The organism is Halobacillus sp. Marseille-Q1614 (assembly GCF_902809865.1).
Classification (GTDB): domain Bacteria; phylum Bacillota; class Bacilli; order Bacillales; family Halobacillaceae; genus Halobacillus_A.
Genome location: NZ_CADDWH010000001.1, coordinates 3,662,871 through 3,685,476 on the forward strand (window position 1 = coordinate 3,662,871; position 22,606 = coordinate 3,685,476).

The window sequence follows — 22,606 nt, forward strand, 5'->3', positions numbered from 1 at the left end:
GTAAAAACGGCGTGTGAAAATAATATAAAAGAAAAGTCGGTTTTTTTCAGGATACCCATCGCAGAAAAAGACTTTGTTTTTTTTTGAGGGCTTAATTAATCGAACTTCCTAGTTACTACAGCCTTCTTGCGAAAATCGCGCTTGCCTTGGATCACTCCTTTGTAGTGCAGGAGTCTCGCGGTATTAGCACAGGTACTAAAAAAGGTCTTCTTATCTGATGCTGGCTGGGATTAGGGGATTTTCTTCACGTTCTGACGGAATGTTCTATAACGAATTTCCGAATCTTTTAAAAGGAAAAAGAAAAAGCCGAGTGATCCGCCCGGCTTTTCATTATTCCATATATCCGTGTTTTACTAATACGGCTTTAACCATTCGATAGGTATAGTCTTCGGGTAAAGCTTCTTTTAATGGCTTCAGCCTTTTTTCATCCATTTTACTACGGGCCATTAGTACAGCTTCTTCCTGGTCGGGAGAGAACCATTCATCCCAATCGACGTCAGCACCTTCTTTCATGCAGCGAAAGATGTGTTTCTCAATCGTTTGGACACTCATCTCTCTCTTATCAGCAATTTCCTCAATCGTTAATTCGTCCTCTTTCCAAAGCTTAAAGGAAATCTCATGACTTGGACCTTCACCCGTGTCTTTAGATGGCCTCTTTTTAAAGACAGGCTGCGATTGAGGGGAGGGGCGGTCTCCAGCTTCTTCGGCCCATGGAATCAGTATTTCGAGAAAGCTTTCTCCATACTGTTCAAACTTTTGTTCCCCGACCCCTTTAATGTTAAGCATTTCTTCACGATTTTTCGGCAGGTAAATGGTAAATTCCTTTAAAGTGGCATCGGAGAAAATGACGTAAGGGGGCAGGTTGTTTTCTTCGGCAATTTGTTTTCTTAAGTTTCGAAGCTCTTCAAATTGCGCCTCATTATAATCCGTTTCCTGATGAGAAGTCGTCGATTCAACAAGCATGCGCACCTCTCGTTCTCCTTTTAAAACGGCAACCGATTCCTCGGTCAGCTGTAAAGTCGGATAGCGTCCCTGGCCAGGACTCAAAAGCCCTTCTGCAGTAAGGAAGCTGATGAACTGGGTCAGCTGCTTTTCCGTGTAGTGGGATAAAATACCGTAAGTAGAAAGCATGTGAAATCTAAACTGTTTCACGCGCTGGTCAGACGATCCGCGCAGAACTTTAGCGGTTAGTCCTGACCCGAATTTCTCGCCCATTCGCTTCACGCATGACAACACCATTTGCGCTTCCCGGGTCATATCTTCATCTTCGCCTTCATGTAAACAGTTGGAGCACTTTCCGCAGGCTTCGTAGTGATAAGGATCCTTAAAGTAATCAAGAATGTATTCCTGCAGGCACATATGGGTGTGACAGTAATTTACCATTGATTGGAGTTTTCCGTACTCGTCCTGTTTCTTTTCATCATCCATCATCGATTGATCAATTAAGAAGCGCTGAAGGTGAATATCCTGGCCGGAAAATAATAAAACACAGTCTCCGTTTTCACCATCACGGCCGGCACGGCCGGCTTCCTGGTAATAGGCTTCTAAATTCATCGGCATTGAGTAGTGAACCACATAGCGTACGTTTGATTTATCGATTCCCATCCCAAATGCATTGGTGGCTACAATTGTCGTAATTTCATCTTGAACAAACTGGCTTTGGGATTTTTGCCTCTGCTGCTCACTCATGCCTGCGTGATACTTGCCAATCGAATATCCCTTTTTCTCTAGAAAGTTCTGCAGGAAATCGGCATCTTTACGTGTGGATGTATAAATAATGCCGGCATCATTCGGCCGCTGTTTTAAATATTCCAGTAAAAATTCACGCTTGTCCCGGCCTTTTATAATGCGAAACGAAAGATTATCTCGTGCAAAGCCGGTATTAACGACAGATTGATCGGATACGCCGATTAACTTCTGAATGTCGGCAATGACCTCTTTAGTAGCTGTTGCTGTTAATCCCATCACTACAGGGAGGTTGGGAATCTTATAAAGGGTAGGGACGATTGACCGGTAGCTGGGCCTGAAATCGTGTCCCCACTGGGAAATACAGTGAGCCTCGTCAAAAGCGACCAGGGAAAGATTGATTCGTTTTAGTGTAGAAAGGAACCCGCCTGAATCAAACCGTTCAGGAGCTACATAAACAAACTTATAGCGGCCCTTTTCAATATCGATCATTCGCTGCTGCTGTTCTTCAAACGACAGGGAGCTGTTAATATAAGTGGCAGCGATGCCATAGGAAATAAGAGCATCCACCTGGTCTTTCATTAAAGATATTAAAGGAGAAATTATAACAGCCGTGCCTTTAAGAGTTAATGCGGGGATCTGATAACATAACGATTTCCCGCCACCTGTAGGCATAACGGCCAGAGTGTTTTTCTGCTCAAAGACGTTCTGAATAACCTCTTCCTGTCCAGGACGGAAAGAAGGGTATCCATAATAATCCTGAAGTATTTGCTGAGCTTGTTCTATCATCGGTGATCATCCTTTATTCATGCTCCCCTTATCGTATCATGTTTCAAATCAATAGAGAGGGGAAAATTATGTAGACGATTTACTTTAAAGGAGTGGTTTTATGAAAGCCATTGTTATAGAGCAGTATGGAGGATCGGATCAGTTGAAAGAAAAGGACATGCCGATTCCTGAAATAGAAGAAAGCCAGGTGCTGGTGGAGTTATATGCAACTTCCATTAACCCAATCGACTGGAAATTAAGAGAAGGATATTTACAGGAAAAGTTAGATTTTGAATTTCCGATTATATTAGGCTGGGATGCCGCAGGGATTGTGAAAAAGACCGGCTCGAAAGTCAGCAAATTTAAAGAAGGAGACCGTGTCTTCTCCCGTCCTGAACTATCTCGACTTGGGACTTATGCCGAGTATGCCGCGATTGACGAGCATGTACTGACACATCTTCCGGAGGAAATCTCCTATGAACAGGCTGCTGCTGTGCCTTTGGCCGGTCTGACAGCCCGTCAGTGTTTAGTAGACGCTGCCGGCATAGAAGAAGGGGATAAAGTTCTCGTTCACGCCGGTTCAGGCGGAGTAGGGCATTATGCGATTCAAATCGCTAAATCGTTTGGAGCTTACGTTGCGGCCACGGCCAGCGGAAAGAATCAGGACTGGGTCGAAAAATTAGGTGTCGATCGATTTATCAATTATAAAGAAGAAAATTTTGAAGAAGTATTAGATGACTTCGACATTGTTCTTGATACGCTTGGCGGAGATATTCAGGAAAAAAGCTATAAGGTTCTAAGAGAAGGAGGACGAATGGTTTCAATCGTTCAGCCTCCTGAACAGGAAACGGCTGATAAGCACGGGGTGAAAGGTGAGTTTGTCTGGCTCGAACCAGATGGAGAAAAACTGGCCCAGCTGGCAAATCTAATGATCAAAGGTGAATTAACTTCTAAGATTGAAAACACCTATCCATTAAGTGAAGAAGGCTTGCGAAAAGCCCATGAAGTCAGTGAAAGCCACCATGCAGCCGGTAAAATTGTCATAAAGATAAAAGGGTAAGCAGGCACTTATGCTCTCAATTTTGAAGAGGGCATAAGTGTTTTATTTAATATTTGGCACTTTTAAACACTTTGTTGATATTATTTAGAAAAAGCAAGGGGTTCTGCAAGACTTCTGCTAATAAAAGACGGCCTGTAACCCTGCATAGAGGTCACGATCGTAGAGAAGCAGGAACCGGGATTAAGTTCGGTACATCCTTTACCGATATCGAATGACTCCACATGATGTGGTGACGCTTAAAAACGAGCAGACTCTCCATTATATGGCAAATATTTAATAATTTTTTGACTATTCTATAATTTTGAGGGTATAGTTTTTACATAGCAGTCTCGAGAGGGGAGAGTATCCATGTTGAAAAATTATCAAACAGGGTCTTTTTTCGATGAAATGATGAATCAAGAGGGTAAGCCGAAAAATCATTATGAGTCTTTTTATAAGTTAATTGCCGATACTTCTGAAGATGAGTTAAGAGAAAAACATGAGACTGCGCAGCTAAGCTTTTTGAGGCAGGGGATAACGTTTACGGTTTACAGTGACGAAGGTGGAACGGAACGAACGATGCCTTTTGATTTCGTGCCGATTATCATTCCGGAAGAACAGTGGAAGACGATTGAAAAAGGCATGGAACAAAGAATGAAAGCTTTAAACTGCTTTTTGGATGATATTTATAAAGATCAAGAGATTGTGAAGGATGGAATTATCCCTGAAGAACTCATTAGGGACAACCCTTATTATTACGAAAAACAGGTGTCCGGATTAGAAATCCCATTGAATAATCATATTTTCTTAGCGGGTATTGATCTGATTCGGGATGAGCATGGAGAATATCGTGTCCTCGAAGATAACTTACGCAACCCATCCGGCATGTCGTACGTTTTTCAAAATCGCTATGTTATGAGACAAGTTTATCCTGAACTGTTCTTCCAGCATTCGGTTCAGTCATTAGAAATTCAATTTAAAGAGCTTCATGGTGCATTGCTCAGTCATGCTCCCGACCATACGAACTCCCCACAGCCTTGTGCAGTCCTGCTGACGCCGGGAATGTACAATTCGGCTTATTATGACCACGTGTTTTTAGCTCAGCAGATGGGCATAGAATTAGTAGAAGGACGAGATCTGGTTGTTAAAGATGATATCGTTTACATGAAAACGATACGTGGATTAAAACGCGTCGATATTATATACCGCCGGATCGATGATGACTTTTTAGACCCGGAAGCTTTCCGTCCGGATTCGGCTTTAGGAGTATCGGGACTTTTGCGGGCTTATCGTAAAGGGAATGTAGCAATATTAAACGGAATTGGGAATGGAGTGGCCGATGATAAGGCGATGTACGCTTACGTTCCACAAATGATTCAGTACTACTTGAACGAAGATCCGATTATTAAAAATGTAGATACTTACTTTCTTCGCGACCCCGAACAGTTAGAATATGTAATTGAAAATCTCGAAAAGCTTGTCGTTAAGAATGTGGGAGCTTCGGGGGGCTACGATATGCTGATTGGTCCGCACTCTACGGAGGAGGAGCGAAGCATGTTCCGCAGAAAGATCATCGAGACGCCAAATCAGTATATTGCCCAGCCGACGATTAAATTGTCTAGAGCCCCTGCCTTTCAAAAAGGAGAATTCTATCCTTGTCACGTGGATTTACGTGTTTTCGTTATGAATGGTGAGAAAACGCATGTCCTTCCTGGCGGACTATCGCGGGTAGCTCTGAAAAAAGGTTCTCTAGTTGTTAATTCTTCCCAAGGCGGCGGAGGAAAAGATACATGGGTCCTAACAGAAGGGGGAAATGGCCATGCTTAGCCGGGTAGCCGACTCATTATACTGGATGTCGAGAAATATTGAGCGTTCAGAAAACAATGCTAGAATCTTAAGCGCCCAGATGATTCATATGCTTGAGGCTTCCGATCAGAATGTATTGGACCGGGACTGGGAAGAGATTCTTGAAATCTGTGCTTCCAAACAGGATTATTATAATCATTACGTACGTCTGAACAGGGATACGATCCTTCAGTATCTTACGTTAAGCCCGATGAATAACAATGCCCTGCAGAATACGGTTAACTTTGCCAGGGAAAACGCCCGCGCCACCCGTGATATTATTCCGGACGAATTATGGCAGATGATTAACCGTTTTTATTTGGAGAAGCAGAGCCAGGTCGATCAGCCGTTTACTCCTCCTGTTATTCAGAGCCACTTAAAAGATGTCATCACTATGTCGATGACGTGTCAGGGAATTATCGAATCTACCATGACACGCGGCACCCCTTATGCTTTTATTAAGATCGGTAAATGGATAGAGCGTGCAGAGAAAACGGCACGCATTTTAAACGTTATTTGTGAAAAAACTCTGCGGGAGAAGAATAGTACAGACTCTCAATCGTATTATTACTGGCTGACGGCTTTGCAAATTGTCAATGGCTACGATTCATTTATAAAAGACCACCCGCCGACAATGAACCCGCAGGAAGTTCTGACTTTTCTTATTGAAGAAGAAAAATTTCCTCGTTCTATTCGCTATTGTGTAGATCATATTTTAGAAACAATTCATAATCTAGAAGCAGGCAAGAGGTCTCATTATTCAGAGGACTTATTCCAGCTGTTAACGGACATTAAGGCAGAAATTAACGATACAGATATTTCAGGTATGTCGATGGAAGAGCTAATGGTCTTTCTTGATAGATTCCAGGACAATTGCCACCAGCTCAGCCGTGTCTTCTCGATGACCTATTATTTAGTCAATCCTGTACGTGCTACTCAATCGTAGGGGAAGAAGGAGAGTAAGTCTATGAAGTACCAAATTGAGCACACAAACTGGTTCCACTATGAAACTCTCGTTGACCAAAGTATGAATGATATTCGACTTAAGCCGAGGAACGATGAGTGTCAGAGGCTGTTGTCGTATCGAACAGAGGTCACTCCTGTTTCTACCACAAAGGAGCATACAGACATCTGGGGAAATCACGTGGAATCATTCTTTATTGCTCACAAGCACAATGAATTAATTGTAAAGACGAATTCTGTAGTCAGCATACAGAAAAGCCCGCTGATCTATATGCTGAAGTACACGGATCAAATGCGCCGTATCTTTAACTCCCAGCTATTTAATGATCACTATCTGCATTATATAAATGAGTCGCCGTATACCTTTTTATATAAAGAACAGGTAGATGAAATTGTTCAGGCTGTTGGGGGAGAAGTGGGTGATCCCCTTCAGTTTGCCTTAGACCTTATGGGTTATTTAAATGGTTCGATTGCTTATGACGGTACTGCTACTCACGTAGGAACGAAAGCTTTTGAATCATGGCCTTTAAAAGCGGGTGTCTGCCAGGATTATGCTCATGTCATGCTTGGGGTGCTTCGGGCGAAGGGGATTCCAGCAAGGTATGTCAGCGGCTACTTATATGTAGGCGAAGACTCCGCATTAGTCGGTGATGCAGCGACTCACGCCTGGGTAGAAGTTATGGTTCCTGGTATTGGATGGCTCGGCTTAGATCCCACGAATAATGTAGAAGCGCTGGAGAATCACATTCGCATCGGCACCGGCCGGGATTATGCAGATGTCAGCCCACTTCAGGGTGTTTATAGAGGAGGCGGGCAGAAGTCTGATGTTAAGGTAAGTGTTACTCTCTTAGAACAGTAAAACAAAAAGAAGGGGATCGGTAGTGACCCCTAAAAGTTAGAGTTTTTATTATGCAGCTGATTGGCTGGTTTGAGTTCGGTATTGTATGGGACTTAAACCAGCCAATTTTGCTTTTACGCGTTCATGATTATAGTAGTCCACGTAGACCTCGAGCTTTCTTTTAAGCGCTTCATAAGAAACCAGTTCTTCTCCGTAATACATTTCTTGTTTGAGGATCCCGAAAAAATTCTCCATGGCCGCATTATCTGCGCAGTTTGCTTTCCTGGACATACTTTGAAAGATTTGATGTTTCTTTAATGTTTTCACCCACGTGTTGTGTTGATAATGCCAGCCTTGATCGGAGTGGATGGTTGTCCGGTATTCGGCTTCCGTTTGAATGGTATCCAGCCGAATGGGCGTATGGAACCTGCGTTTTAATCGATTATGAGCCACTTTCCCGACCGTACCTTTGTACGATTTATACCGGGATTTACGGGTGGATTTTTCACATATCAATCCGAGCGTACTCATGATCCGTTGAACTTTTTTATGGTTGATGATATACCCCTGGTTTCTAAGTTCGAAGGAAATGCGGCGATAGCCATAGGTTCCGTTGTGCTTATGGAAGAGGTTCGTAATCATTTCTTTCCACTCTTTATTCGGATCTTCCTTCTTGAACTGCTTTCTCTGGTAATGATAAGTGGCTTCAGGAATGTCCACTCTTCGTAAGGCATCTTTTAATTTGAATCCTTCTTTTTTGAGTTCGAATACCAGCGCTGTTTGTGCTTTCGAGATAGGCATTCGGATTCTCCTGAAAAGCTTTTAACTTTTTTAGATAGGAATTCTCTAAACGCAGGAGTTCATTTTCACGTTCTAATTGTTCTTCACGAGTTAATTCTTTAGCTGATTTGGTTGACTTTTTCTTATGATTTTTTGACATAGAGGGCCGTCCTTTCGCTTTTTCTTGGAGGCCTCCGATCCCTTCCTTCCGAAAAATGTTGGACCAGTTCGCAATTAACGCAGGGTTGTTCAATTGGAAGGCAATCGCAGTCTCCTGATGAGAAGCGCCTGTCTGTTTCATAAAGTTTAATACATCCAGCTTGAATTGGACAGGGTAGACTTGTTTCGAATGCTTCCTTTTTAAACCTTCTTCTCCGAAGGCTTGATAAGCACGAACCCAGCGTAAAATTTGAACATCACTAGGGATCGAGTACTTCTTAGCTAATAAAGCGTACCCTAGATGACCTTGGAAGTACTCCGTTACCACCTGTAATTTAAATTTCTCACTATACTTTGACATACAAAAACACCCCGGTAGTTAGATTATTAACTCTAACTTCCGGGGTGCACTACCTTCCCGGCTTGGGAACCCCTTCTTTTTTAATAATTGGTTTAATTTAAATGACGTTGTAGAGTAAAAGGGAATTTGCGAGACTCCTGTGAAAAAAGCGTTCATCCACGGAAAGCGAGTGAATTCCCTGAAAATCAACAGTGAAATTTAATTAGAGCTATTAATTTTGATACCGTTCACTAGTGCGGGGTGCTTTAAAGTAGGAAATCCCCCATCCAGCAAGTCCCCCAATCAGTGCAGGAACAATCCAGCTTAAGCTGAAATCAGAAAACGGAAGGGACATAATTAATGGTTCTGCAAAACTCATAGTAAGACCAAATTCAACCAAACCGTCATACAGGCTTACGACAGCTGTTAAGAGAACAGCCCCGCGGTATACATAAGGCGAATGGTTAAATAATTTTCCGATAAACGTAAGAATGACGAGCACAATCGTAATTGGATAAAGGAAAACAAGAACAGGAACAGAGTAAGCAATGATCTCGTTCAAACCTAGGTTGGATACCGCAAAACTTACGATAGTAATCAGTGTAATGACAGCTTTATAAGATAGCTGTGGAAATCTCTTAGAGAAGAACTGGCCGCAGGCTACGGTCAGCCCTACACATGTTGTAAAGCACGCAAGCAGCACAATGACGCCAATAAGCAAAGTTCCGACGTTTCCATACATCAGGCTGGCAGCCGCAGAAAGGACAGCACTCCCGCTTTCATAGGTCCCCTCAGATGCCATTTTGGCACCGATCCATCCAATACAAATATATACAGAAGCGAGACCGAGTGCTGTTACAAAGCCGGCTTGCAGAGAACGGTACGTAATTTCTTTTGGATCAGTAACTCCCCGCTCTTTCAATGCTGTAATGACAATGATTCCAAACGCTAGCGCCGCAATCGCATCCATTGTTAAATAACCTTCAATGAATCCTGCGGAAAATGGCTGAGCACTGTATTTTTCAACAGGCGGCTGGACTTCTCCGTTCAATAGAAAAAAGCTGCCGACGACTAAGCTGATAATCGCAAGGAACAGAGCGGGAGTTAGATATTGACCCACTGTGTCAACAAGCTTGCTCGGGTTTAAACTTGTAATAAAGACGAGAACGAAGAATATAACGGTAAAGACCAATAGCCCTAAACCGTTAATACCTCCGATCCACGGAGCGACACCCATTTCAAATCCAACGTTGGCGGCTCTTGGAATTCCAAAGAACGGACCGATCGCCAGATAAATAATAGATGTAAAAATAACAGCGAACATAGGGTGGACTCTTCCGGCTAATTCGATCGCTCCATTTTTCACGAGTGATATGGCGGCAACTGTAACAATTGGCAGCCCTACACCGGTTAAGACGAAGCCAATAATGGCCGGCCAATACAAGGTTCCGGCCTCCATCCCTAAAGTAACCGGGTATATTAAGTTACCTGCTCCAAAAAATAAAGCAAACAGCATGAAGCCGATAAAGACTGTATCTCTTTTTTGCATAAAGCATTACTCCTCAAATGATAGTCATTCTTTTGTTAAGAACTTCTCAGAGACGCTTAAAGAAGTCATTAAATTCCATAAAAAACCTGCCATCAACATTTGTCACAGGCGTAATCGTACCAATGTCAAAAAATTATGTCAACGTATTTTTTAGTAAATTTCGAAAAAGTGGTTTAGTACTTTTTGGAAGGTGTATTATAAGGAAAACATATTGCCCAATCAATATGATTTACATTGCCTCAAAGCGTCTATAGAATATTGACATATGATGAAGATTTAAATAGGAGAGTAGGTTCTTTTTATGATAGATTCGCTATTATTGAATTTAACATTGATAGGGCTTCTGGGAGTGGGTTCTCAGTGGCTGGCCTGGCGGTTTCGGCTGCCGGCTATTGTGATTATGTCGATTGCCGGGCTTTTAGCCGGTCCGATTATTGGATTAATTGATCCACAGGCAGATTTTGGAGAACTCTATCGTCCGATTATATCTTTAGCTGTAGCGGTGATATTATTCGAAGGCAGCTTAAATCTGGACGTTAAAGAAGTAAAAGGTTTAGGGCGTCCTGTGTTTCGAATCGTCACGGTTGGAGCGTTTATCAGCTGGATTTTAGGGTCGTTTGCCGCTCACTATGTGGCAGGTCTGTCATGGGCGGTCGCTTTTGTAATTGGAGGGCTGTTTATCGTAACAGGTCCTACTGTCATTCTTCCTTTATTAAGGCAGGCCAAATTAAAGCCGAGACCTGCTAAGATCTTAAAGTGGGAAGGTATTATTATCGACCCGATTGGAGCTCTTTTAGCTGTATTTGCTTTTGAGATTATTGAGTTTCTCATCGGTCATAATGGAACGATCTCGTCTCTCGTCACCTTTTTCCTGGCTTCTATCTTTGCTGTCCTGTTAGGTTACGGATTAGGAAAAGGGATTGGTATTATGTTCGAGCGTGGGTATATTCCTGAGTTTCTTAAGTCTCCAGTTGTGTTTGCGGCTGTTATCCTGTGCTTTACACTGGCAGATGAAGTCACTCACGAAACTGGCCTGTTATCGGTAACAGCGATGGGGATGACGCTGGCCAATATGCATATCTCTTCCATATCAGATATGCGTCACTTTAAAGAGAATATCTCTCTCTTGTTTATATCCACTATTTTCGTGATGCTGACCGCTTCATTGAATAGAGAAACGCTTCTTGAAATATTTAATCCACAGATCATTGGCTTTGTACTGCTCATGCTGTTTATTGTCCGCCCGCTGTCCATCTTTGTATCGACATGGCGAACCGATCTTTCCAAGTCGGAGAAGCTGCTGGTGAGCTGGATCGCTCCAAGAGGAATTGTGGCTCTTACGGTAGCTGGTTATTTTGCAAATGTACTGCTGGATGCCGGGTTTGAAGATGCTTCTATTTTGATATCTTTAACCTTTGCTCTAGTATTCACTACAGTAGTCGCCCATGGCTTTTCTATCGGATGGCTTTCGAAAAAGCTCGGCCTGTCAATGGAAGGGCCTCCTGGAGTGTTAGTAGTAGGAGGGAGTCCATTTACAACCGGGCTGGCCAGTGTACTTGAAGAGTTAAAAGTACCTGTTATGATAAGCGATTCTTCCTGGGAGAGGCTGGCGAACGCCAGATCGAAAGGTTTAAAGACCTACCATGGGGAGATCTTATCCGAGCAGACGGAATATCATCTCGAAATGACCCCGTACGAATATATGGTGGCAGCGACCGAGTACGATTCCTACAACGCCCTTGTCTGTACAACGTTTGTACCCGAGTTTGGCCGCAGCAATCTCTATCAGCTGAGTTTAAGAAAACAGCAGCAGGGAGATAACTTAGAAGATCTCGGCCGTACGATCGGCGGTAAAGTATTAATTGGACAATCGGCTTCCTGGGAAGAATTAAATCGTCTTATTAAAATGGGATATATATTCAGGAAGACAACGATAACCGAACAGTTTAAGTATATGGATTATTTAAAGAATATGAATGAAGGGGCCATGATGGTTTTTGTCAGAAAACCTTCTAAGAAAATTGAGTTCTTTAGCAATGAAAGCCAGCCGAAAGTGGAGACGGGAGATGTTATTGTGTCTCTAACTCCGCCGAATAAAGAAAAAGAAAAAATTCGGGAAAAGCTGGAAAACCAGAGGAATGGGAAGAAGTAGAAAAAAGGTAAAAATGCTACTTCTCCCAGCTAGGAGAAGGCTAAAAAGCGTCACGATCCATGATCGTGACGCTTTTTTATTCTGGTGCTTTTGCCAGCTGCTGTTTTAAATCTTTTAATTGATCTTCCATCTGGGCGAGCTGTTTTTCGGCATTTTCCACGTTACCGCCGGCGGCGTCCAGTTTTTCTAGATCCCCTTGAATGCGTATATAATCTGATTTCAGAAACGCGATTTCATCTCTTATTTCCTGTTTGGTCATCGTCATCACTCCTTTAGTAACTATTGTAGAGGAATAGCGATAGTCCAACAATGGTTTGAAAATTCTGAATAAAGCATGGTGAAATATATCTAATGGTACTAGAGAGAGAGGCATTTTGATGAATATAGCTCAGTTTAAAGATATTCACCAATTTAAAATAAACACACATCCACTACTTTTAGAAAAAGAATCAGAGAATAATCTGCCTTTAGGAATATTAGGGGAACTTTCCAATAATCCTTCCCGTTATCATCATCAGGAGACCTTATTGACAGTTGAAGAAAACAGCCAGCCTCATTATTTAACGATGAGGACCCCACCGCATTTGTGGATCCTTCCATCAGTTTCCGGTGTTTCAAGAGAGGCAATAAAAGTGTTAGCTGATTATCTTTATAAAAATGGCCAAGACGTTCCTGGAGTTTTAGGTGCTGCTCATATCGTCAATTGGTTTGTGGAAGAATGGACGAAGCGAACGGGCAGGAGAGCAGAGCTTCACATGAAGCAGGCTATTTATGAGTTGGAGCAAGTGAATAAAGAAAAGAAGGGAGATGGTAAGCTGGCCGTCGCAAAGAGCAGTGATCTTAACTGGATCTCTGAATGGTTTGAGCAGTTCTATAAAGAGGCTCAGGAATTATCCCAGGTACCCTATGCGAAGCAGACAGCCAAAAGATTACTAGATGCGCAAAAGGTGTATGTTTATCAGGTTAACGGGAAAAATGTATCCATGGTTTGTCACAGCCGTTCTACGATCAATGGAGCGACAATCAATGGGGTATTTACACCAGATCAGTACAAAAGAAAAGGCTACGCTACTTCAGCTGTGACTCAGCTCAGTGAGAAACTGCTGAAGGAAGACAAAAAATTCTGTTCACTGTATACGGACTTATCTAATCCTACTTCCAATTCTATCTATACAAAAATCGGGTATAAGCAAGTGGGGGAATCACTCGTTTATCACTTCCTTGAAGGTTAAAAAACTGTCTAGGTCGTTTCTTACAACGATTTTTTACAATTATTTAGAATTACGAGTATTTGTAACCTTTTAGAAGCATTATTAATCTTTATGTAATATAGCAGACTATTTTGAAGCAGGTCTGTTTAAATACTATGTAAGGGGCATTTATCCTCTTACAGTCCGTTTGTAGGTTCTCATAATATTCTGTATGATTTTAAGTAATTGGGCTAAAATCCTTACTATAGGCTCACCAGAGGGGGCAAAACATTTGAAATTTTTCAGAGCATTAGACAAAGTCATCCTTAAAATAGAAGAATTTATTTTAGGATATGCTGTTCTTATTATCGCTCTCATGGTTGTAGGAAACGCCGTTACACGAGCATTATTCAGCTATTCTATTTTCTTCGCAAATGAAGTCAGCAAAATTGCTATTATTGTTGCCACATTTATGGGGATCAGTTATGCGGCGAGAAAAGGCCGTCACATAAGCATGTCAGCTTTCTACGATTTAGCTCCTTTCAAAGTAAGAAAGGTCGTATCGGTATTTATTCATCTTTGTACGGCAGGTGTTCTCTTTACGCTGACTTACTATTCCTACTACTATGTCATAAGCGTTTATAATTCAGGTACAGTAACACCAGCATTAGAAATGCCTGAGTATCTTGTTTACGTACCGATTCCTCTAGGATTTTTGCTCGGGGGGATACAATTCTTGCGAAATGCGTGGGTGAACCTTCGTGACCGTGAGCACGTTTATTTAGGAACAGATGCAAAGGATTACAATGACGAAGAAAAGCCTAAAATCGATGAGGCTACAGGACATCTATAAACCAAATATCAAATTCACATAGAGAGGGATAACGACATGGCCGCAACCTTACTATCGATCATGGTGGTCCTTTTGTTATTGAATTTCCCGATGATGATTCCGCTTATGGTGGCTCCTCTTATCGGTGTATTCTTATTTTTTCCCAATATGGACCCTATGATTTTAATGCAGCAATTTGCTACAGGTATTGAAGCATACGTACTTCTAGCTGTACCTCTATTTATTTTTGCTGCTGATATAATGACAGCAGGAAAAACATCTCGAAGATTATTAGACTTTATTGGATCGTTTATTGGACATATCAGAGGCGGTTATGCCGTAACGACAGCTGCTGCCTGTACATTGTTTGGCGCCATTTCAGGCTCCACCCAGGCTACTGTAGTAGCGGTTGGGAAGCCGATGCGTGAACGTTTACTTAGAATAGGTTACAAAGATTCATCCGCGATTGCTTTAATCATTAACTCTAGTGATGTAGCTTTACTTGTTCCTCCAAGTATCGGAATGATCATGTATGGCTTAGTTTCTGGAACTTCTGTTGGCGATCTGTTTATTGCAGGAATCATACCAGGTATTATTGTTTTCTTAAGCTTTGCTATTTTCAGTATTATCTATGCAAAAAGAGCCAATATACCACTAGCGGATAAAGCGACATGGAGCGAGCGGTTCAAGTTTACACGTAAAGCTTTATTGCCGCTTGGATTCCCAGTCATTATTATCGGCGGAATCTATTCAGGACTCTTCAGCCCTACAGAAGCAGCCGGGGTCTCTGTCCTCTATGCTTTTATATTAGAAGTTGTTATTTATCGATCCATTCATATAAAAGAGCTGCCGGCAATTGCAAGATCAACAGGTCTGGTAACCTCCGCCGTATTCGTACTGGTAGCAGGAGGACAAGCGTTTACTTGGGTTATATCATTTGCCCGGATTCCGCAAATGATTACAGATACTGTGTTAGGAACTGATCCTACAGCCGTTTATGTATTGATTATGGTTACCATCTTCTTCTTTATTGGCTGTATGTTTGTAGATCCTATCGTCGTAATATTGGTACTTACTCCAATTTTCTACCCGGCAGCTATGAGTGCGGGTGTCGATCCGGTTCACTTAGGAGTGGTCATTACATTCCAGGCCGCTTTAGGTTCTGCCACACCGCCATTTGGGGTCGATATCTTTACGGCGAGTGCCGTCTTTAATAAACCGTACCTTGAGGTTATTAAAGGTACCCCGCCTTATATCATAATGATGGTGATAATTTCTGTTTTATTGATTTACTTTGAAGAACTTTCTCTCATTCTTTTATAGAGCCGGGGGAAAGCTAAAATAAATAAAAAATTGGGAGGTCATTATCATTTTAAACAAAAAGAAGATGTTAGGATTAGTTGCAGCGTCGGCTATGAGCTTAATGCTGGCTGCCTGTGGTCAAAATGAAGAGGGCAACGGCGGTGATGGCGGCGGAGAAAGTTATAACTGGAGATTCGTTACGGAGGAAGTAGAAGGCCAGGGTCAATATGAGTATGCTGAAGAATTCGCTAAGCGCATGAAAGAAAAGTCAGATGGACAAGTGAACATCGACGTTTATGAATTTGGCGGACTAGGCAGTGAAACTGACCAAGTAGAACAGCTCCAGAATGGAACCGTTGAAATGGCGGTTATGTCGCCAGGCTTTACAGGAAACATGGTAAATGAAGGGCAGATTTTTGCATTGCACTTCCTATTTCCTGACGATGTTGAAAAAACACAGGAAATCTTAAACACGAGTGAAGCTTTAAATACTGATCTGCGTGAGAGATATGAAGAACATAGTATTACACCGCTATCGTACTGGACAGAGGGAGCGATGCAGTGGACATCCAACACTCCTATCGAAAGCCCTGACGATTTCCAGAGCTTCAAAATGCGTACACAGGATTCTCCTTTAATTCTTGAGTCCTACAAAGCGTATGGGGCTGACCCGACTCCGATGAGCTGGTCTGAGCTGTACACCGCTTTAGATCGTAATACAGTAGATGGTCAGGAAAACCCAATCTTCTTTATTGGAGATGCTTCATTCCACGAAGTACAGGATTATATGACCATTTCCAATCATAATAATTATGTGGCCATGACTACTGTAAACACAGACTGGTTTAATGGTCTTCCAGAAGAAATGCAGGAAATGGTAAATGAAACAACAGAAGAAATGCAACAGTGGGCGTTTGATGAGCAGCAGGCTCAAAACGAGGAATGGCTGGAAACCATCAAGAATGATGAAGAAAACCAAACAGAGATTATCGAGTTAACAGAAGAACAGCGAGAAGCTTTCCGTGAAAAAGCGATGCCTATCCGTGATTACTATATTGAAAATGTCTCTGGAGTAGATGGAGCTATTTTAGAGAAATTAGAGAAGGAAATTGAAGAAGCTGAATCAGCAGAATAATAATAAAGACCGCTTCCTTTAAACAAGGAAGCGGTCTTTTGTGTTGTAGAGAGAATGTTTATTTTCTCCTTCGGTGCGAGAACCACTCGATTCCAAGGAGAATCCCTTTACTTAAAAAGATCCTGCTTCTAGGTGGAGTACAGTCTTTTTTTCTGTCTGGCTCCACTCGCAATTTTTATTGCGGGGCCTGCCATGGTTCCGTCTGCACCCGGTAATCTTTCCATGTTAACAGAATGACTATAATAAAAAGAAAGCTTGACATTTTAAAGAGAGCAGCAGTGTCTACGAAAGCATAAACAAAGCCAAGGATAAGAGCACTTAGACCGATTCCAAGGTCAATGGAAGAGTAAAACATTCCGTTAGCAATACCGCTTCGCTCAACCGTAGTCTTCGAAATGACCCAGGCTTGAAAAGCAGGCATCATCGAGCCGTATCCTGCTCCAAAGAGAGCACCGGCCAGCACTAGATCCAGATTAGAATCAGCCAGAGCTAAAATCCACATAGCGATAAAAGATAAGGCCGAGCAGACCATAATGAGTTTCCAGGGGCCATGCTTATCAAAATATTTCCCTGTAATCGGACGGGCTAAAGTCGCCAGAAGGGCATTGAAGAAATAAAACAAAAATACTCCGTCTAACCCTTGCTCTACACCGAAGATCACAATATATGTGACGATCGAGCCATAGCCGAATGTCGTTAAGAAAGTAACCAAAGCAGGGTAGCCGCTTCTTTTTTCAATCAGCGCTCCTACAAAGGAAAAACGCGGCGGCTGTTTTTGGTTATAGTATACGCTCTCTGGCGTCTTAAAAGAGGTCAAACTAAATAATAAGATAGCAATGATCCCTAACCCTGCAGAAATCCAGACGAGTAAGTAGAAATCATAGTTTTGATAAAGGTAAATCCCGAGGCTTGGCGCCATAATCATTCCAATAGTAATCGATAAACCAAAATAGCCCATCCCTTCTCCTACACGTCGTCTTGGCACTATATCCACAGCGGCTGTCCCATTTACAGTGGTGGACCAGCCCCATGCTAGTCCGTGAGCAAAACGGATAATGAGCACCAAAACAACGATTTGGGTAATAGGGTATAACAGAGTCATCGCTAATAACGAGACAGCCCCGATCAAGACGAGAAGCTTCCGTTTGCTTGTCATGAGAATATGACCGGTAATAGGGCGGATTAAAATAGCAGCAATGGAAAACATCGTCGTCACTAATCCAATTTGCAGTTCACTTCCGCCGATCGATTCTATGTAAGGTGGAAGGTTCGGCAGCAGCATCTGAAAGCTCATAAATGTAAATAAATTCGCTAGTATTAAAAAGATAAACGGCCAGGTCCAAAGCTTATTAGACGCTCGATCCATAATGATTCCTTCCTTTCTGTACATGTCAAACATATAAAACCCGCTATACCAGTGATAGCGGGTGAGAGAACAGACCTTTAATCATGAGCTGCTTTGCGGTTGTCCAGCCACTCCTGGTAGAAATGACTGATAATCGTTTTTATGACAGCATAGGCCGGAATGGCAAACAGCAATCCGAGAAAACCAGCCAGGCTTCCCGCTGCTAAAATGACCGTAATGATCGTAAGCGGATGGATGTTCAAAGCTTTTCCCATAACATTAGGAGAAACGAGGTTTCCTTCCAGCTGCTGAGCGATAATCATAATAATCGCTACATAGACAGCCATGATCGGCTCCTGAAAAAGGGCGACGAGAATAGCGGGAATCACCGCTAAGAACGGTCCGACAAACGGGATTACATTCATCAGCATCGCAAAGAGAGCCAGTGTCAATGAATACTCTAAGCCGATGATAAGGTACCCGACAAGTAAGATCAATCCTACAAACACACTAACAATTAACTGCCCGATAATAAATGAATGAAGCGTATGGTCCAATGACTTAGCCAGACGATCGAAGCTTCCGGCAACCCGCAGGTTCATAAATTGTTTTAAGAAAGGAACAAGCTTATGTCCATCCTTAAGCATAAAGAAAAGGAAAAATGGAATAAGCACGAGGCCGAATACAAAACCGACAAGCTGGCTGACGACGTTAATGATAACACCCGGCGCTGCATCCAGCGAATCCTGTAACGTTTGAACCACATTTTCGAGAGCACTGTTAAACTGATCAGGAATGATATCCTGGTTTTGCTGCCAGTACGTTATCGTTTCTGTGATCATTTCACCCATGCGGGGGATGTTTTCAACAAGCCGGCTGAACTGCTGCTGGGCAATAGGCGCAATAAACTGAACGACTAGAAAACCAGCCAGAATGAACACGAGGAAGATGACCAGAATGGAAGCCAATCTTGGAACTTTATAATGCTCAAGCAAGTGCATCAGCGGTCTTGAGATATAAAATAAAATCGCACCGCCGATGAGCGGAAACGCTATCGCAGCGGCATATGTAAGAAATGGTTTAAAGAAGAAGCTGATTTCATGTAACAGCAGAATAAGCAAACACAACAATATACCTGATACTAACACTTGGAACCAACGTTTATGAATCATTACTTCACACCTTTTTTTAAAATTCGTTTACTGGCGGTACCCTAATTTCGCTATTCAATAACCAAAATATTCTATAGTAAAGTATACAATAAGAGAGAAGGTTACGCTCATAAGAATAACTGAGGTTGTAAGAAGATAGTATAATGGATGTGATAGGAGGCTCGGGCGGGCGTTCGCAAAAAAAGAGAAGGCGATTCCTATACCTATCCACTGTGAGGTTTAATAGAGCAGGAAATATTTTTTTATAGAAAAGGATGAATTTTTATGAAAGAAGAATTGCTTACCCGATTTATTAACTATGTAAAAATCGATACACAGTCGAATTTAGAAAGTGAAACAACACCTTCAACAGAAGGGCAATGGGATTTGGCGCAAAAGCTAGTTGATGAATTAAAAGAAATCGGAATGGTGGAAGTAACGATTGACGAGAATGCTTACGTTATGGCGACACTTCCTGCGACTACAGATGAAAATGTTCCGGTTGCCGGCTTTTTAGCCCATATCGATACTGCTACTGACTTTACCGGAAAAAATGTGAAGCCGCAGGTCATAGAAGATTATGATGGCAGCGATATTCAATTGAATGAAAATGTGGTACTGTCTCCTGAAGATTTTAAAGAGCTTTCTACATATAAAGGACATACGCTGATTACAACAGATGGAACGACACTGCTTGGGGCGGACAATAAAGCAGGGGTGACAGAAATCATGACAGCTATGCATTACCTTATTCAGCACCCGGAAATTAAGCATGGGAAAATACGTGTCGCCTTCACTCCGGATGAAGAAATCGGAAAAGGCCCTCATAAGTTTGATGTGGAGCGGTTTGGAGCGGACTTTGCTTACACTATCGATGGGGGACCTCTAGGGGAACTGCAATATGAAAGCTTCAACGCGGCTGCTGCTAAAATTACGTTTCATGGAAACAGTGTTCATCCGGGTACTGCTAAAGGAAAAATGCTCAATGCCTCTAAGATGGCCGTTGAATTTATTAATCAGCTTCCTGAAGAATCAGCGCCGGAGCATACGAGTGATTATGAAGGGTTTTATCATCTCGTTTCTTTCGAGGGTGATGTTGAAAAAGCCCAGCTTTACTACTTAATTAGAGATCACGATAAAAAGAAGTTTGAAGATAAGAAAACAGTCCTTGAATCAATTGCCCGGCATGTAAAAGCTAAATACGGCGAAAGAGCTGTGGAGCTTGAGCTTGAAGACCAGTATTACAACATGAGAGACAAAATTGAACCAGTAAAAGAGATTGTCGACACGGCCCGCCAGGCGATGGAGAACCTTGGAATTGAATCGATCATTGAGCCGATCCGCGGAGGAACCGATGGATCTCAGCTATCTTATATGGGACTGCCGACTCCTAACATTTTTACAGGTGGAGAAAATTTTCACGGTAAATACGAATATATTTCTTTAAACAATATGGAAAAGGCTGTGCGTGTAATAGTGGAAATCATCCGGCTGCTAGCTGCAGGAAACTCATCGAAGTGAATAGATACGTCTTTGCTTTCGCATAATGAAGGAAGGGAAAGGTTTATAAAAAATTAATTGACAAATAACGGTACCGTGCTATTATAAGTAAAGAATATTGCGATTCCTAAAGGGGAGTAGCTTTTGACAGTAAAGTCGTCATTACGGGAGAAATCCCCGGCTTTATTGGCAACGGACGTTGTTAGCGAGACCTTTACCCACGCTGGGGTAAAGGTCTGTTTTTTTGATCTTTACCTTTGTGGTAGGGATCATTTTTTTTGAAAAGGAGAGAAAAAAAATGGATGCTCAATTATTGATCGAGTATGGATGGGTATTAATCGTACTCGTCGGTTTAGAAGGCATACTTGCTGCTGATAATGCTCTTGTTTTAGCTATTATGGTTAAACACCTGCCGGAAGATAAGCGTAAGAAAGCCTTATTTTATGGACTGGTAGGGGCGTTTATTCTTCGATTTGCCTCCTTATTTGTTATCTCATTTCTTGTGGACGTATGGCAGGTGCAAGCGCTCGGTGCCGCGTACTTATTATTTATTTCCGGGAAGCACTTATATGATAAATGGCGCACGAAGAACCTTGCGCAGGATGAACCCGCCGAAGACGTGGAAGATAAAAAGGAAGGTTCAGGCTTCTGGATGACTGTTTTAAAAGTAGAATTGGCTGACTTAGCTTTTGCTGTCGACTCTATTTTAGCAGCAGTAGCATTAGCCATTGTACTTCCAGAGACGCCGCTTCCTGATGTAGGAAGTCTTGATGGAGGACAGTTTGCGGTTATTTTAACGGGTGGTATGATCGGCATCATTATCATGCGTTTCGCAGCAAATGTATTTGTTAACTTACTTCATTCCCGGCCTGGTCTGGAAATTGCGGCCTTTGTCATTGTAGGATGGGTAGGGGTTAAGCTGGTAATTGCTACATTAGCTCACCCTAACATTCAAGTATTGGATGAACACTTTGCTCACTCAACAGCATGGAAGATTATTTTCTATACGGTCCTTGTTGGAATCGCTGCAGCCGGCTGGTTCTTATCAGGGAAAAAGAAAACAGAAGCATAGGTTAGGTTGCTGTCGAGAGAATCTCGACAGCTTTTTTTCTCTTTAGATTTTTAAAAGTTAATTACTTCGTTTGCCAGGTTTCTTCACTCCCGAGATCATCTAGATGGAGATGACTTTTTTACTTCACAGGAAGCAAAAACCCGCGAGCCTCCTGCGGAAAAACGAGCGATCCGAGATCACGCAGCGTGGTTATTTTAGCTCACCAGGGTTGCTGTTCTGTTTTGTGAGCTGACATTCCACTTTAATTCTTATATTCTGATATAGTTAGGAAAAAGAACTAAAGGAGAGGTGTTGGATGGGAAAAGCTGCGAATCATCCGGCCGACCAGTTTATTTATGTGAAGAATCGGATCCATATGCTCAATCAGGTGGTATCGACAATGGATCCTGAACAAATAGATATGGATGATTACAACCGTGTTCTTGAAATGCTTGAACAGCTTCACACGAAGATGACACGGTTTAAAAAAGATTGGCAGGAGGAGTGAGAAGATTATGGCATTGCATCATTTTCATTTAAAAGCAGATTGGCCGGGAGGACGCAATGAAGTCGGCTATATTGAATCAGACAAACTTAAGACCAAAATATCGATCCCTAAAGAAATGGATGGACCGGATATAGGAACCAATCCCGATGAAATGCTGCTAGGAGCGGCAGCCACCTGCTATATCATCAGCCTCGGAGCAATGATTGAGAGAGCGGGGCTTCCTTTAGCTGAAATGAACATGGACTCTGAAGGTATTGTGGATGTGACGGATGGAATTTTCACTTATAAAAAAATCATCCACCGGCCGAAGGTTTATTTGACGAACGAAGCAGGGAAGAAGGAATTAAAGAAACTAAACCTGCTTGTCGAAAAAGCAGAAACCAGCTGCATGATTTCTAAGGCTATTGCAGGAAATGTAGAGCTTGAGCTGCAGGCTGAGACAGGCATTAAATAAGAAAACCCACGCGATACGC

Annotated in this window: 20 protein-coding genes; 13 read left to right on the forward strand and 7 right to left on the reverse strand. The window is 42.3% G+C overall.

All coding sequences use genetic code 11. The features are described from left to right. Positions 1-330 precede the first annotated feature (330 nt). Positions 331-2,475: a DNA helicase RecQ gene (recQ, locus tag HUS26_RS18320; RefSeq protein ID WP_173918473.1), complete on the reverse strand. Its 2,145-nt coding sequence runs from the start codon at positions 2,473-2,475 to the stop codon at positions 331-333. Between the two features lie 100 nt (positions 2,476-2,575). Here recQ and HUS26_RS18325 point away from each other — a divergent pair, with 100 nt between their 5' ends. The 4 genes from HUS26_RS18325 to HUS26_RS18340 all read left to right on the forward strand — a co-directional run bounded on the left by HUS26_RS18325 (position 2,576) and on the right by HUS26_RS18340 (position 7,160). Next, entirely contained in the window at positions 2,576-3,514 is a 939-nt protein-coding gene (locus HUS26_RS18325) for an NADP-dependent oxidoreductase (RefSeq protein WP_173918474.1), read from the forward strand. Between the two features lie 348 nt (positions 3,515-3,862). Further along, positions 3,863-5,320 carry a circularly permuted type 2 ATP-grasp protein gene (locus HUS26_RS18330; RefSeq protein ID WP_173918475.1) on the forward strand — a complete coding sequence of 486 codons (1,458 nt, stop codon included), beginning with the start codon at positions 3,863-3,865 and terminating at the stop codon, positions 5,318-5,320. Continuing rightward, on the forward strand, positions 5,313-6,284 hold the full coding sequence (locus tag HUS26_RS18335) for an alpha-E domain-containing protein (protein WP_173918476.1): 972 nt from the start codon (positions 5,313-5,315) through the stop codon (positions 6,282-6,284). Before HUS26_RS18330 ends, HUS26_RS18335 begins: the two co-directional genes overlap by 8 nt. 21 nt (positions 6,285-6,305) lie before the next feature. Further along, on the forward strand, positions 6,306-7,160 hold the full coding sequence (locus tag HUS26_RS18340) for a transglutaminase family protein (protein WP_173918477.1): 855 nt from the start codon (positions 6,306-6,308) through the stop codon (positions 7,158-7,160). Between the two features lie 48 nt (positions 7,161-7,208). Here the strand turns inward: HUS26_RS18340 and HUS26_RS18345 are convergent, their stop codons facing one another. From HUS26_RS18345 to brnQ, 3 genes are all read right to left on the reverse strand, one after another. Next, positions 7,209-7,940: an IS3 family transposase gene (locus HUS26_RS18345; protein ID WP_173918478.1), complete on the reverse strand. Its 732-nt coding sequence runs from the start codon at positions 7,938-7,940 to the stop codon at positions 7,209-7,211. Further along, positions 7,846-8,439, reverse strand: a complete 594-nt coding sequence (locus HUS26_RS18350) for a helix-turn-helix domain-containing protein (RefSeq protein ID WP_173918479.1) — start codon at positions 8,437-8,439, stop codon at positions 7,846-7,848. The genes HUS26_RS18345 and HUS26_RS18350 overlap by 95 nt, the downstream gene beginning before the upstream one ends. Before the next feature lie 211 nt (positions 8,440-8,650). Then, a complete protein-coding gene (gene brnQ / locus HUS26_RS18355) occupies positions 8,651-9,967 on the reverse strand; it encodes a branched-chain amino acid transport system II carrier protein (protein ID WP_173918480.1) in 1,317 nt (438 codons plus the stop codon). Positions 9,968-10,268: 301 nt separating this feature from the next. Between brnQ and HUS26_RS18360 the strand changes: the two genes are divergently transcribed. Continuing rightward, entirely contained in the window at positions 10,269-12,119 is a 1,851-nt protein-coding gene (locus HUS26_RS18360; RefSeq protein ID WP_173918481.1) for a sodium:proton antiporter, read from the forward strand. Positions 12,120-12,195: 76 nt separating this feature from the next. Here the strand turns inward: HUS26_RS18360 and HUS26_RS18365 are convergent, their stop codons facing one another. Beyond that, on the reverse strand, positions 12,196-12,378 hold the full coding sequence (locus HUS26_RS18365; protein ID WP_173918482.1) for an SE1832 family protein: 183 nt from the start codon (positions 12,376-12,378) through the stop codon (positions 12,196-12,198). A 118-nt stretch (positions 12,379-12,496) separates the two neighbouring features. Here HUS26_RS18365 and HUS26_RS18370 point away from each other — a divergent pair, with 118 nt between their 5' ends. The 4 genes from HUS26_RS18370 to HUS26_RS18385 all read left to right on the forward strand — a co-directional run bounded on the left by HUS26_RS18370 (position 12,497) and on the right by HUS26_RS18385 (position 16,578). Further along, complete coding sequence (locus tag HUS26_RS18370; RefSeq protein WP_173918483.1) at positions 12,497-13,351, forward strand: GNAT family N-acetyltransferase; 855 nt, start codon at positions 12,497-12,499, stop codon at positions 13,349-13,351. Positions 13,352-13,601: 250 nt separating this feature from the next. Then, positions 13,602-14,162 (forward strand): TRAP transporter small permease, encoded by a 561-nt coding sequence (locus tag HUS26_RS18375; RefSeq protein WP_254434242.1) that lies wholly within the window; start codon positions 13,602-13,604, stop codon positions 14,160-14,162. Positions 14,163-14,198: 36 nt separating this feature from the next. Next, the gene (locus tag HUS26_RS18380; protein WP_173918485.1) at positions 14,199-15,464 is read left to right on the forward strand and encodes a TRAP transporter large permease; all 1,266 of its coding nucleotides are present in this window, start codon (positions 14,199-14,201) and stop codon (positions 15,462-15,464) included. A gap of 64 nt (positions 15,465-15,528) precedes the next feature. Next, positions 15,529-16,578 (forward strand): DctP family TRAP transporter solute-binding subunit, encoded by a 1,050-nt coding sequence (locus HUS26_RS18385; RefSeq protein ID WP_173918486.1) that lies wholly within the window; start codon positions 15,529-15,531, stop codon positions 16,576-16,578. A 175-nt stretch (positions 16,579-16,753) separates the two neighbouring features. Here HUS26_RS18385 and HUS26_RS18390 read toward each other — a convergent pair whose 3' ends face one another. Beyond that, positions 16,754-17,944, reverse strand: a complete 1,191-nt coding sequence (locus HUS26_RS18390; protein WP_173918487.1) for an MFS transporter — start codon at positions 17,942-17,944, stop codon at positions 16,754-16,756. Positions 17,945-18,021: 77 nt separating this feature from the next. Further along, positions 18,022-19,095 carry an AI-2E family transporter gene (locus HUS26_RS18395; RefSeq protein WP_173918488.1) on the reverse strand — a complete coding sequence of 358 codons (1,074 nt, stop codon included), beginning with the start codon at positions 19,093-19,095 and terminating at the stop codon, positions 18,022-18,024. 264 nt (positions 19,096-19,359) lie between these two features. Between HUS26_RS18395 and pepT the strand changes: the two genes are divergently transcribed. The 4 genes from pepT (at position 19,360) to HUS26_RS18415 (ending at position 22,587) form a co-directional block, all read left to right on the forward strand. Then, entirely contained in the window at positions 19,360-20,595 is a 1,236-nt protein-coding gene (pepT, locus tag HUS26_RS18400; protein WP_173918489.1) for a peptidase T, read from the forward strand. A gap of 277 nt (positions 20,596-20,872) precedes the next feature. Next, the gene (locus HUS26_RS18405; RefSeq protein WP_173918490.1) at positions 20,873-21,646 is read left to right on the forward strand and encodes a TerC family protein; all 774 of its coding nucleotides are present in this window, start codon (positions 20,873-20,875) and stop codon (positions 21,644-21,646) included. Between the two features lie 295 nt (positions 21,647-21,941). Next, complete coding sequence (locus tag HUS26_RS18410) at positions 21,942-22,133, forward strand: SE1561 family protein (RefSeq protein ID WP_173918491.1); 192 nt, start codon at positions 21,942-21,944, stop codon at positions 22,131-22,133. 7 nt (positions 22,134-22,140) lie between these two features. Then, the gene (locus HUS26_RS18415) at positions 22,141-22,587 is read left to right on the forward strand and encodes an OsmC family protein (protein WP_173918492.1); all 447 of its coding nucleotides are present in this window, start codon (positions 22,141-22,143) and stop codon (positions 22,585-22,587) included. Positions 22,588-22,606 lie beyond the last annotated feature (19 nt).

Excerpts from the sequence above, each read along its gene's own strand:
- HUS26_RS18405 (WP_173918490.1), top strand. The coding sequence starts at position 20,873 with ATGGATGCTCAATTATTGATCGAGTATGGATGGGTATTAATCGTACTC.
- HUS26_RS18380 (WP_173918485.1), top strand. The coding sequence starts at position 14,199 with ATGGCCGCAACCTTACTATCGATCATGGTGGTCCTTTTGTTATTGAAT.
- HUS26_RS18390 (WP_173918487.1), bottom strand. The coding sequence starts at position 17,944 with ATGGATCGAGCGTCTAATAAGCTTTGGACCTGGCCGTTTATCTTTTTA.
- HUS26_RS18335 (WP_173918476.1), top strand. The coding sequence starts at position 5,313 with ATGCTTAGCCGGGTAGCCGACTCATTATACTGGATGTCGAGAAATATT.
- pepT (WP_173918489.1), top strand. The coding sequence starts at position 19,360 with ATGAAAGAAGAATTGCTTACCCGATTTATTAACTATGTAAAAATCGAT.
- HUS26_RS18395 (WP_173918488.1), bottom strand. The coding sequence starts at position 19,095 with ATGATTCATAAACGTTGGTTCCAAGTGTTAGTATCAGGTATATTGTTG.
- HUS26_RS18340 (WP_173918477.1), top strand. The coding sequence starts at position 6,306 with ATGAAGTACCAAATTGAGCACACAAACTGGTTCCACTATGAAACTCTC.
- HUS26_RS18325 (WP_173918474.1), top strand. The coding sequence starts at position 2,576 with ATGAAAGCCATTGTTATAGAGCAGTATGGAGGATCGGATCAGTTGAAA.
- HUS26_RS18410 (WP_173918491.1), top strand. The coding sequence starts at position 21,942 with ATGGGAAAAGCTGCGAATCATCCGGCCGACCAGTTTATTTATGTGAAG.
- HUS26_RS18350 (WP_173918479.1), bottom strand. The coding sequence starts at position 8,439 with ATGTCAAAGTATAGTGAGAAATTTAAATTACAGGTGGTAACGGAGTAC.
- brnQ (WP_173918480.1), bottom strand. The coding sequence starts at position 9,967 with ATGCAAAAAAGAGATACAGTCTTTATCGGCTTCATGCTGTTTGCTTTA.
- recQ (WP_173918473.1), bottom strand. The coding sequence starts at position 2,475 with ATGATAGAACAAGCTCAGCAAATACTTCAGGATTATTATGGATACCCT.
- HUS26_RS18345 (WP_173918478.1), bottom strand. The coding sequence starts at position 7,940 with ATGCCTATCTCGAAAGCACAAACAGCGCTGGTATTCGAACTCAAAAAA.
- HUS26_RS18365 (WP_173918482.1), bottom strand. The coding sequence starts at position 12,378 with ATGACCAAACAGGAAATAAGAGATGAAATCGCGTTTCTGAAATCAGAT.
- HUS26_RS18370 (WP_173918483.1), top strand. The coding sequence starts at position 12,497 with ATGAATATAGCTCAGTTTAAAGATATTCACCAATTTAAAATAAACACA.
- HUS26_RS18330 (WP_173918475.1), top strand. The coding sequence starts at position 3,863 with ATGTTGAAAAATTATCAAACAGGGTCTTTTTTCGATGAAATGATGAAT.
- HUS26_RS18360 (WP_173918481.1), top strand. The coding sequence starts at position 10,269 with ATGATAGATTCGCTATTATTGAATTTAACATTGATAGGGCTTCTGGGA.
- HUS26_RS18415 (WP_173918492.1), top strand. The coding sequence starts at position 22,141 with ATGGCATTGCATCATTTTCATTTAAAAGCAGATTGGCCGGGAGGACGC.
- HUS26_RS18385 (WP_173918486.1), top strand. The coding sequence starts at position 15,529 with ATGTTAGGATTAGTTGCAGCGTCGGCTATGAGCTTAATGCTGGCTGCC.